Genomic DNA, 1,992 nt, shown 5'->3' on the forward strand with positions numbered 1-1,992 from the left:
GAGCCCTTCCGACCCGCCGCCCGAGGCGTGGTACACCACCAACCGCGTGGGAATCCCGGCCTTTGTCCTGGGTTCGGCCGAGTTCAACACCGGGCGCCGGAGAGTGCGCCTGCATGGCACCCGCGAAACCCACCGGGGGCTGTTCTCGCTCCTTGATCCGTGCGCGAACCAGGAGGAAGCGGCCGAGGTCTTCGATCACTACCTGCACCTGGTGGCGCGCGGCGGCCGGGGGCGGGGAGGGGGCATCCTGACCACCTTGGACCTGCTGCGCGGCTGGGGCATGGATTCCAGCTCGGTCCATGGCGCGGTGCTGAAAGGATGGGTGGAAAGCCGCTTTGGCCTGGTGCCCACCTTCCACAAGGAAGCCCTGGGCGCGTTCCCCTCCGACGCCTGGGCCACCTACCTGCACGAAAAGAACGCCCCCGCCTATCAGGCCTGCGGCATCAATTTCCAGATCGACCTGTTGTACGAATATTGCCAGTGGAGCCTGTGGCGCTTTCCTCCCAACCGCCTGCGCCGGCTCACCTTGTGGCGGGGCAGCAACGATTGCGAACAGCAGGTGCTGGAAGGCGATCTGCGCGATCCCTGGTGTGTTTTGCGTCTCAACAACCTGGTTTCGTTCACCTCGTCGCGCGAGCGGGCCGACGAGTTCGGCGACTGGGTGCTGGAAGCCGAAATCCCCACCTGCAAGCTGCTGTACTTCCCCGGCCTGATCCGCGAACCCGTGTTCAACAGCGAGCGCGAATACCTCGTGATCGGGGGCGCCTACAGGATCGACGCCCGGCGCTCGGAGTATTTTTGATTGTGGGGACTGCCGTCCCCAGGCCCCTGCCTGGGGAAGCGCGGCTTCCCCAGACCCCAACATTCATTGTTTCACCGAATGCAGGCGCGCGGTGCGGAAGGTCTTGTACGTCAGGCCATGGCGTTCCATGCGCATGCCCAGCACCCGGCGCGACACCCCCAGATCGCGGGCGGCCTCGCCCACGTTGCCGTTGGTGTTCTTCAGGGCCTCCACGATCATTTCGTATTCCAAGGCGCGCACGCGGCCTTCCAGGGGGCCGTTCAAGGCGGTGCCGGTTTCCTGGGGGGTCTGCAACGAGGGGGGCAGGTCGTAGGCGTGAATGACCTCGTCGTCCGACAGGATGACGGCCCGCTCCATCACGTTTTCCAGTTCGCGGACGTTGCCCGGCCAGTGGTAGCTCATCAACATGTTCAAGGCCGGGGTGGAAATCCGCTTCACGCTTTTGCCGTTCTGGGCGGAAAAGGTGGTCACGAAGTGGTCGGCCAGGGTGATGACATCCGATCCCCGGTCGCGCAGCGCCGGAATGGTGAGCGGGAACACGTTGAGGCGATAGTATAAATCCTCGCGGAACGTACCGGCCTGAACCATTTCCCCCAGGTCGCGGTTGGTCGCGGCGATGATGCGCACGTCGATCTGCACCGGGCGCGCGCCGCCCACCCGCTCGAACTTCTTTTCCTGCAACACGCGCAGCAGCTTGGCTTGCATGGTCAAGCTCAGCTCGCCCACTTCGTCGAGGAACAGGGTTCCGCCGTCGGCCTGCTCGAAATACCCTTTGTGCAAGGCCAGCGCGCCGGTGAACGAGCCCTTTTCGTGGCCGAACAGCTCGCTTTCCGCCAGGCTTTCGGGCAGGGCGGCGCAGTTGGCCTTGATGAACGGGCCCTCGGCGCTGGGGCTGTTGTAGTGAATGGCGTTGGCGACCAGTTCCTTGCCCACGCCGCTTTCGCCCAGGATCAATACCGTGGCCTTGGTCGCCGCCACCTTGCCAACCAGGGTGTAGACTTCCTGCATGGGCTTTGAATTGCCAATGATGTTGGCGGGCTTGAAGCGCCGGCGCAGGGCGCTTTTCAGGCGGCGGTTTTCGTTTTCCAGCCGCACCTTGTCCACGTTTTCGATCAGGTACAGTTCCACCGCCGGCGCGATCATCGAGGCCAGCATGCCCATGATCTCGGCGTCCTGACGCATCATACCAA

2 protein-coding genes are annotated in these 1,992 nt (G+C 64.1%); one reads left to right on the plus strand and one right to left on the minus strand.

Annotated features, from left to right (window positions below; genetic code table 11):
• Nucleotides 1-802: NAD(+)--dinitrogen-reductase ADP-D-ribosyltransferase (locus ROR02_RS16280; protein WP_147165091.1), on the plus strand; the 802-nt coding region annotated here is incomplete at its 5' end.
• A gap of 63 nt (nt 803-865) precedes the next feature.
• Here the strand turns inward: ROR02_RS16280 and ROR02_RS16285 are convergent.
• On the minus strand, nt 866-1,992 hold a 1,127-nt coding region (locus ROR02_RS16285; RefSeq protein ID WP_147165092.1), incomplete at its 5' end, for a sigma-54 interaction domain-containing protein.

Origin of the sequence: Pararhodospirillum oryzae, from assembly GCF_007992075.1 — a bacterium.
In the GTDB taxonomy this organism is placed as follows: domain Bacteria; phylum Pseudomonadota; class Alphaproteobacteria; order Rhodospirillales; family Rhodospirillaceae; genus Pararhodospirillum; species Pararhodospirillum oryzae.